An 8083-nucleotide genomic window follows, 5' to 3' on the forward strand; every position below is an offset into this window, starting at 1 on the left:
GGCACAATGTCCGACTACATTCCTGTGGACCTGACGGCGCAGGCGAACGTGGGCGTTGCGTTCTACGAGAGTATGCCTGCGCCTTTGCTGGGCGAGCAGACCTTTCACGGTCTCCCGTTTCGCATCGGGAGCTCCCCCGAGAGGTGCTTTCTCGGCTTCGGCACGCCGGAGCTGCGGAGTGCGCGTTCTATACCCATCGGCAACACGGCGCGTCATGTGATTTTCGCGCACGTCCTGCTGGAATCGCGTCTCTTCGAGGGGGAACCCGTCGGGCGAGTGATTGCCCACTACGTGTTTTGCTATGAGGACGGTGAAGAGGTGCGCGTGCCCATTCGCGAGCGGTTCGAAATCGCCAGCGCACCAGCGCCCTGGGGGACACAGCCTTTCCTCGCGTATCCTGACATGAAAGATAGTCTGATGCCACGTGCGGAGGGACGTTGGGACAGTATGGGATTGCGACAGACGGAAGCGCTGGCGGGACATCCGCACAGCTATTACCTGTGGGCGTGGCAGAACCCCCATCCCGAAAAGCCCATTCAGGCGATACGCATCGAGCCGGGCGACCGCAAGTTTCTCATCGCTGCCATCACGTTGGGACAGGTTGAGGAGTATCCGTTTGTGCGCACAGGGCGAGTACCGGTCAAGATTACTCTGCGCCGTGAGGAAGACGCGCGACAACCTTTCGCGCTGCAGGTGGACGTGGACCGGGGCGTGGCGACCTATGTGTACGCTCTGCCACAGGCACCCCCTGAAGAGTTCCTCCGCGCGCCGCTCAAAGGCTGGGGCGAGGAGCAAAACACAACCAACAGCCCGGCATACGTGGAAATCGCCGCCATCCCCTCGGCGACGGTGACGGTGAAAAACGGTGAAGAGCCTCTGGGCAGCGCAAATTGGGGCGAACTGCAACGGACGGGGCGCGCAGAGACACCGCGCGTGCAGCTGGAGGTGGTGGACAGGGGCAAGAACTAGGTGCACGTGACGGTGGTGGACGATGCAACAGGCAAGCCCGTGCCCTGCCGGGTGCACTTCCGCTCGCCGGAAGGTATCCCTTATCAACCACACGGGCACCATGACCATGTGAACTCCAATCTGAACACCTGGCATGTGGACGTGGGCGGCGACCTGCGCTTGGGGCAGATTACCTACGCCTACATCGACGGAACCTGTCAGGGCTGGCTGCCGCGTGGGGAGGTGCTGGTAGACATCGCACGGGGCTATGAGTACGAGCCACTGCGTAGCCGCGTGTACATCGCTCCGGGTCAACGGGAGCTGACACTGCGCCTCAAACGATGGACGGATATGAACGCGCGGCGATGGTTCAGCGGCGACTCGCATGTGCATTTTCTGGGCACACAGGGGGCGCATCTCGAAGCGCAGGGCGAGGACCTGAACGTGGTGAACCTGTTGCAGTCGCAGTGGGGACATCTCTTCACCAACACAGAGGATTTCATCGGCGAGCCGACGGTGAGCAACAGGGGGCGCACCATCGTCTATTGCTCGCAGGAGAACCGTCAGCACGTGCTGGGGCACCTTATCCTGTGGGGGCTGAAGCGAGCGGTAATGCCCTGGTGTACTGCTGGACCCGACGAAGCGGAGCTGGGAGGCACACTGGAAGAGACGCTGGCGCACTGGGCAGACCGCTGTCATGAGCAGGGAGGCACGGTCATCATTCCCCACTTCCCGTTTCCTAACGGCGAACCGGCGGTGTTAATCGCCACCGGCAGAGCGGATGCACTGGAGATGATCGGTTTCGATAACTTCCAGCACCGTGAGTATTACCGTTACCTGAACTGCGGCTATCGCCTGCCCCTGGTGGGTGGGACCGACAAGATGAGCAGCGAGGTGGCGGTAGGGCAGTACCGCACCTACGCTTACATCCCGCCCGAGGAGGAGTTCACCTACGAGAACTGGTGCAAAGCGGTGCGTGCGGGCAGGACGTTCCTCAGCGGTGGCGCGCTCATCCATTTTAGCGTGGAAGATGCGCAAATCGGCGACACACTAAGGCTGCCATCGGGCGGCGGCATGGTGGAGGTAGAAGCCGTTGCCGAGTCCATCTTCCCCATCCACACGCTGCAGATTGTACAGCAGGGGCAGGTAGTGGCATCCGTGGACGAGCCGAAAGGAGCCAATCGCCTGCAACTGAAGACCAGACTGCGTGTGACGGGTAACACCTGGATGGCAGCACGCTGTGCCGGACCCAACTACACCGCGGTGCCCCACTTTGATGTCTGGCGCAGGGGCGTGTTCGCACACACATCCCCCATTTACATCGCCTGTGGCGACCGCTGGAGTCTCTTTGACCGCGGGACGGCGCAATACATGCTCACGCTGATAGAAGGCGGTCTCGCCTACATCCGCGAGAAGGCGGCACACCATCCATCGCATCACGTGACACACCACCATGGGGAAGACGACCATTTCGCCTATCTGGAACGCCCCTTCCGCGAGGCGATAGAAGCCATCCACCGACGGATGCATGAGGAGTTCAGAAGTTAAAGAGTGGTGGAGCGAGCGGTGACTGTGGTATCATGGTCAAGGGGGATGCATGATGAGCACTATCAATATCCCTGTGGATGCAAACACGGCGAAGCTTTATGCAGAGGCTTCTGAAGACATGCAGGCAAAGCTGCAGTTCCTTCTCAGCCTCTGGTTACGAGAGTATCTCTTTTCAACTCGCTCGCTCCCAGAAATCATGGACGAGATCGGTCGAAAAGCAGAGCAACGTGGCTTGACGCCAGAGATTCTGGAGTCCCTACTGAATGCAGAGTGACCTGCGTTTTGTCTTCGACACCAATGTTTTGGTGAGCGCGCTTTTGCTCAGACGTTCGGTAGCTCGCCAGTCTCTCGACAAAGCGCTGCAATATGGAAAACTGCTGGTCTCGCGGGATACTGTGGAGGAGTTAAATTCTGTCTTGGGCGAAAGGGCTTCGAGATTTACGTCACCGAAGAAGAGCGCATGGAGTTCGTCAGCGCGTTTGTTCGGCACGGAGAGTGGGTTGAAATAGCAGAAAGGTTAGATGTATGCCGTGATCCAAAAGACAACATGTTTCTGGAATTGGCTGTGAGCGGCAACGCTTTTTGCATCGTCACTGGCGATGACGACCTGCTAGCTTTGCGTTCTTTTCGCGGTGTAAAGATTATGACGCCAAGGCAATTTGTCGAACACCCACTAACTGGCACGGGCAATTAGCCCTTGCCCGTGCCAATGAGACCTACCACGCTTAAAGCCCCAACGCCTCGTCCAAATCGCGCTGATAGTTGGCAATGGCTCCGGCTTCCACGTCCGCCACCGCAACCGTGCTTCCGTTCAGCCAGCTGGACTCGTACAGCGCCATGCAGATGGCTTCGTCCTTGTAGCCTTCTACGCCGTCGATCTCCACCTGCATCTTGCCCTGCACCGCCTGAATGAACTCCCACAGCTCGGTGGCGATGGTGTCGGTAACGCCTTTGGGGAACATCTGCTCCCAGCCGTCTTCACCGATGGCTTTGCGGAAGCGAGCCACCATCTCCTGCAGGGTTTCCTCCCGTCCGGAGCGCGTTTTTAGCCCGCTGCCGAAGTCGATGGAGCCATGCTCACCGTATAGTATGCGCTGGCTGAAGCCCTTGCCCGGCGCGGCGGAGACCGACGTCCACTGCCCCATCGCGCCGTTCTCGAAGGTGAGCGTTGCCATCACGGTGTCTTCCACGTCCACCGGAATGGGGTCTTCCAGCGTTTCGGGCTTGCCGTAGCGATAGGGATGGAAGGCGTGTGTACGCGCCGCGACGGTATCCACCTCGCCCACATGGTAGCGGAACAGGTCGGCGAAATGCACCCCGCCGTCCAGTACCCATCCGCCACCCGCCTCGAAGCGGTGCTCCCGCCATGTCCAGTACCACAACCGTTCGCCCACATCCAGCCAGAAGACCATGCGTATCTCGCCAATGTCGCCCTGCCGCACTGCCCAGTGGATGGCGCGATGTTCCGGCGCGCGCCGGTAGTTCTCCGCCACCTGAAAGACCGTGCCTGCCTTCTCGGCTGCTGCCAGCATCTGTCGCCCGGCTTTCAGGGTCAATGCCAGCGGCTTTTCTATGGTCACATGCTTGCCCGCCTCAAAGCACGGGATCGCCAGGGTGTGATGGTTGCGGTGCACGGAGCAGATGTCCACCGCCTGCAGGCTCTTCTCGGTCTGCAGCATCTCCTCCAGCTGCTGATATGGCGTGGGACGCTTGCCCTGAAACTCTGCCACCTGGTCCGCCATCTTCTCGGCGCGGGCGCGGTCGATATCCACTGTTGCAATGACCTCGAAATCACGGATACCCGCCTCCCAGAGCTTTCGCAGCCCCTCGCGGTGCGCACCCGCGATACCGCCACAACCGACAATCGCCAGTGTTACCTTCTCTGCCATGTTCTTCCCCTCCATGTCAAAGTCGACGTCGACGCAATTCGGCAGGGTGGACATGGGTTTCCTGCCGATGTGCGCCTGACTGCCCGCACCATCTGGAGGGCGATGTTCCCGCCGAGCCGCTGCACAACCTCCGCCGTTACCGCTCCAGCCGCGGCGGGACAATCACCGGCAGGCGCACGGGTAGCCGTTCCAGATCGGCGGGAGCCACCCGCCAGTCGCGCACGGCGGAGGTATTCAAACGGAAGGTGATGCTCTTGCCGCCCTTCACCCATGCGTTCACCGGCTGGTCCAGCACCTTACCGCTGCGCAAACTGTCAACGCGCGAGAAGGCGTACACTTCGATATGCGCCAGACGCCAGTCGGCGGCAATCGCCGCGCCAAGTGCATCCAGAAAACCGCGACGGGGCACCTCCGTTTTCGTGCTGGTCTCTCCGGCGAATTTATTCAGCAGGTTGTCGCGGTCGGATGCGCTTTCGTCGTCGCTCTCCCAAAGCGAGAGCGCAAGGCTCAGCATACCCGAACCCTTCGGGATGCGCACCGTCTGGAACACATGTCCGATGTTGCGCGTCTCCTTGTCGTCCACATCGTTGTAAGGTCCGGCACGGTGCTTCTGCACCTCGCCGGGCAGGGGTACCAGCAGCGCGAGCACAAAGGGTTCATCCGAGTTGCTGCCCCGGTCCCACTCGCTTTCGGCGTTACAGTACAGCCGGTCGAGGCTGACACGATACTCCGCCCACTCTCCGCGCGCGTCGCTCCCTTCGCGCACTTTACGGATGGTGCCGTATACGGTGTACTTGCCCTCGCCGCCGCCGTTCAGGTAGATGGAGAACTCCGTGCCGTTCGCACCGACCCGTGCAAGCTCCTCTGCCGTCCATACCTTTTTGTTGCTCGCCACGTGGTCGGCGTTACCGCCGATGAGGCTCAGCAGGAAGGTGCGCGCATTGGAAATCACCCACTCGATGCCATCGACAAACGCCCTGCCCAGCGCACGAGCCACCTCTTCGGCATCGGCGGCGTCGTTGCGCAACGTGATGCTGTCGGGGAGGATGCCAAACGGTCCCACCACATACACCATATCATCGCCCGCTTCGAAGTCGTTCACAGCGAGTACGGGATTGGCTCGCGGCATGTAGTCCAGCAGGAACCGTTGCCCTCGAGCCTCCAGCAGGATGTCGGCATCGGTGCCGGAACCCGTCTGTGAAGCGGTCTTCAGGCGCAGGCGCAGGAAGAACTGGTTATCTCCAGCAGGGCGCACGGCGGGTGTGGGATACATCCCCGCGCTCAGGAACGTGTAGGGAAGCCTGTGGTAATGCTCATACTGTTTGGTGCGTTCCGATTCGGCGAAGCCGGTGGTCTTCACCCGCTGCCAGAACTCCCCTGCTCCCAGCGCGTTCATCTTCTCTTCCAGAATGGTGAGCCACTGCACCGAGGTGCGCTCCGCCAGCGCCAGCGCGATTTCGAACAGCTGTTCGCCCGTGACGTCGGTAACCCCACGAACCTGTACGGCGATGTTTGCCACCCAGCGGTTGTCCAGCGCGATGCCCGGTGGGGAGAGATAGACGAAATTATCGGGTACACGCACCCCAAGCACCTGTGGCTGCACCGCTTTGCCGTCCTTTACGTTTTTCCACTGCTCACACAGTCCGCTATTACTCAGTGGCGAGAACGGCGAACACACCAGCGGCATGATGTCTGCCACTCCCGACATCTTCAACAGCGTCGCTGCGGGTTCGATCTTGCCGTGCGGTTTGATACCCAGCTGGAGCGGCTTCTCGTATGCGCCGGTCCAGAGGCTCATCCGTTTGCGCTCTTCGGGCGGTACCTCAAACCAGGTACGGTTGCGCCGGTTGGGGTCATCCACCCAGTTGGAGTGCGCGTAGAAGTCCTGAATGGCGTGTAGTGAAACCCCCAGAATGTTTTGCGCGGCGGAGACATCGTCTTGCTCCTTTGCCCACAGCAAGCCGAGCAACGTGCCTGCCAGAATACGCCGCCAGTTTGCCTCCACCTGCGCGGTGGAGAACAGGTCATCGAAGTGGAGCTTCGCCAGCTCATCATAGGTGGCCAGCGACACCTTGAGGCGGCTCAGTCCACCGTCAGCCCACCAGAGCGGGTTGTAGGCGTAAGAGTCGATGTAGTCGGCGTGCCATTTCAGGGAACCGATGGCGGCTTCGGAGAAACCGCAGGCACTCGCCGCTCTCTCGGTCAGCAGCTGATGGTACCAGGGGTTGCCGCGCAAAATGTCTTCGCCCGAAAATGCGCTGGCACGCGGCAAGATGACTGTTGAGGTGAGAAGCATTGCCGTCAACAGCCCCAGCCGAAATCTTCTCGCGAACAGGTTCCTCATCATTGCTCCTCCTTACAAGGGTTGTCAGTCTGTCTCGTTCAGGAAACCGAAGTATCGCCCCCGCCAGTACGCCTCCAGATAGTCCGCGCTGCCCACCTCGCGCTGCGTGTTCTCCTCGAAGATGAGCACCAGATTCGCGCTTTGCCAGCGAGATCTGCCCGGCTCCAGAACGTACAGTCCGGCTGGGGAGGAACAGAAGACCCTCTTGCTGCCATAAGGCACGAACACCGCATACACCAGCGGAATGTCCAGCCCTTCGTGAGCCATCTGCCAGCGTTTTGACGAAGGCTCCAGCCGCATGACTCCTTTGTCGGTATGCGCCCAAAGCACCCCATCATGTGTGTTATCCACCGCCAGCGAGCGCAGGGTTGCTGGTACAATGTCGCGCATCAGCCCCTGCGGTCCCTCCTCGCGCATCCGCCGATAAAGGGTCTGCGCTTCGTGCGAATGCGTGCGCCCGGCGTCGTCGCTCTGGCACAGCACGCTACCCTGGAACACGCCGTAGTTGACGCGGAAGGCGGCATACACCCATCCGCTGCGTTTCGCATCCGCTACCAGTAACGGCAAAGGTGGGGCGTTGTCCTCCAGCCCGACGGTTGCACCCTTCTGCCAGGATTTGTCTGGCGGCTGTTTGCTCCATAACACCCCATCCAGCAGAGCGTAGACTCGCACTGGCTCGCTTTCGGAGACGGCAAACAGCCGCTGTCGAGCAGGTGGTACATCCTCCGTCAGGCACTCCCAGCGGTGTCCCGTCCACTCCTCGCCATCGTCCCGGCTGCGATAGACCCCCTGCTCTGCCACGGCATAAAGCACGTTTGGGTTCCTGTGAGAGAGAAACACCTGCCGGATGGTGCCTGCAGTGGCGGGGAGGGGTAGTTTCGCCCATGTCTGCCCCCCATTCAACGTCTGGTAAAGTGCGCTACCGGCGGCGGCGTAGAGATGCCCTACCCGTTTGCCCGCCGCAATCAGGTGCGCCTTTTCGGGAGGAAGGGTGGGGAGCTTGCGCCAGGTCTTCCCTGCATCGCGCGTGCGGTAGATGATACCGTTCTCTTCCAGCGCAAACCACACGTTTTCGTCCTCCGGCGCGACCGCCACGCTCAGCAGCGGTCGGCTCAGCCAGCCGTCCAGCGCGTACGGGTCACCTTTCCACTGGAACTCATTGTCGCGGGGTGATTCGTGCAGAGGCAATGGCTCCACCGCTCTGCCGTCCTCGATGGTGATGTCGGTGCGCAGGCTGTTCATGCGAGGGCGGAAAACCTTATCCACCGGGTAGTGTTGTAGTGTCCACCGTGCGCCCTGCAGTGCCTCCTCTTTACCGGGTGTATCGGGGAAGAGCGCAAAATGGATGTAGGTG

6 protein-coding genes and 1 pseudogene are annotated in these 8083 nt (G+C 60.8%); 4 read left to right on the forward strand and 3 right to left on the reverse strand.

Annotation, left to right across the window (positions count from 1 at the left end; all coding sequences use genetic code 11):
- Positions 1 to 6 precede the first annotated feature (6 nt).
- The 4 genes and pseudogenes from K6U75_12665 to K6U75_12680 all read left to right on the forward strand — a co-directional run bounded on the left by K6U75_12665 (position 7) and on the right by K6U75_12680 (position 3190).
- Positions 7 to 969: a hypothetical protein gene (locus K6U75_12665; GenBank protein MCL6475892.1), complete on the forward strand. Its 963-nt coding sequence runs from the start codon at positions 7 to 9 to the stop codon at positions 967 to 969.
- Positions 970 to 2496: a CehA/McbA family metallohydrolase gene (locus K6U75_12670; GenBank protein ID MCL6475893.1), complete on the forward strand. Its 1527-nt coding sequence runs from the start codon at positions 970 to 972 to the stop codon at positions 2494 to 2496.
- Between the two features lie 52 nt (positions 2497 to 2548).
- Positions 2549 to 2770 carry a hypothetical protein gene (locus K6U75_12675; GenBank protein MCL6475894.1) on the forward strand — a complete coding sequence of 74 codons (222 nt, stop codon included), beginning with the start codon at positions 2549 to 2551 and terminating at the stop codon, positions 2768 to 2770.
- Positions 2760 to 3190, forward strand: a pseudogene (locus tag K6U75_12680) (putative toxin-antitoxin system toxin component, PIN family). Before K6U75_12675 ends, K6U75_12680 begins: the two are co-directional and overlap by 11 nt.
- A 31-nt stretch (positions 3191 to 3221) precedes the next feature.
- On the opposite strand, the gene K6U75_12685 reads toward K6U75_12680, so the two are convergent.
- The 3 genes from K6U75_12685 to K6U75_12695 all read right to left on the reverse strand — a co-directional run.
- Complete coding sequence (locus tag K6U75_12685) at positions 3222 to 4385, reverse strand: Gfo/Idh/MocA family oxidoreductase (protein ID MCL6475895.1); 1164 nt, start codon at positions 4383 to 4385, stop codon at positions 3222 to 3224.
- A gap of 136 nt (positions 4386 to 4521) precedes the next feature.
- Positions 4522 to 6729, reverse strand: coding sequence for a hypothetical protein (locus K6U75_12690; protein MCL6475896.1), 2208 nt, complete (start codon positions 6727 to 6729; stop codon positions 4522 to 4524).
- A 24-nt stretch (positions 6730 to 6753) separates the two neighbouring features.
- Positions 6754 to 8083: hypothetical protein (locus tag K6U75_12695; protein MCL6475897.1), on the reverse strand; the 1330-nt coding region annotated here is incomplete at its 5' end.

It is taken from the genome of Bacillota bacterium (genome assembly GCA_023511455.1).
GTDB lineage: Bacteria > Armatimonadota > HRBIN16 > HRBIN16 > HRBIN16 > HRBIN16.

What these genes read in the sequence shown, in the direction of transcription:
- K6U75_12665 (MCL6475892.1), top strand. Translation starts at nt 7, where the DNA reads ATGTCCGACTACATTCCTGTGGACCTGACGGCGCAGGCGAACGTGGGC.
- K6U75_12675 (MCL6475894.1), top strand. Translation starts at nt 2,549, where the DNA reads ATGAGCACTATCAATATCCCTGTGGATGCAAACACGGCGAAGCTTTAT.
- K6U75_12685 (MCL6475895.1), bottom strand. Translation starts at nt 4,385, where the DNA reads ATGGCAGAGAAGGTAACACTGGCGATTGTCGGTTGTGGCGGTATCGCG.
- K6U75_12690 (MCL6475896.1), bottom strand. Translation starts at nt 6,729, where the DNA reads ATGAGGAACCTGTTCGCGAGAAGATTTCGGCTGGGGCTGTTGACGGCA.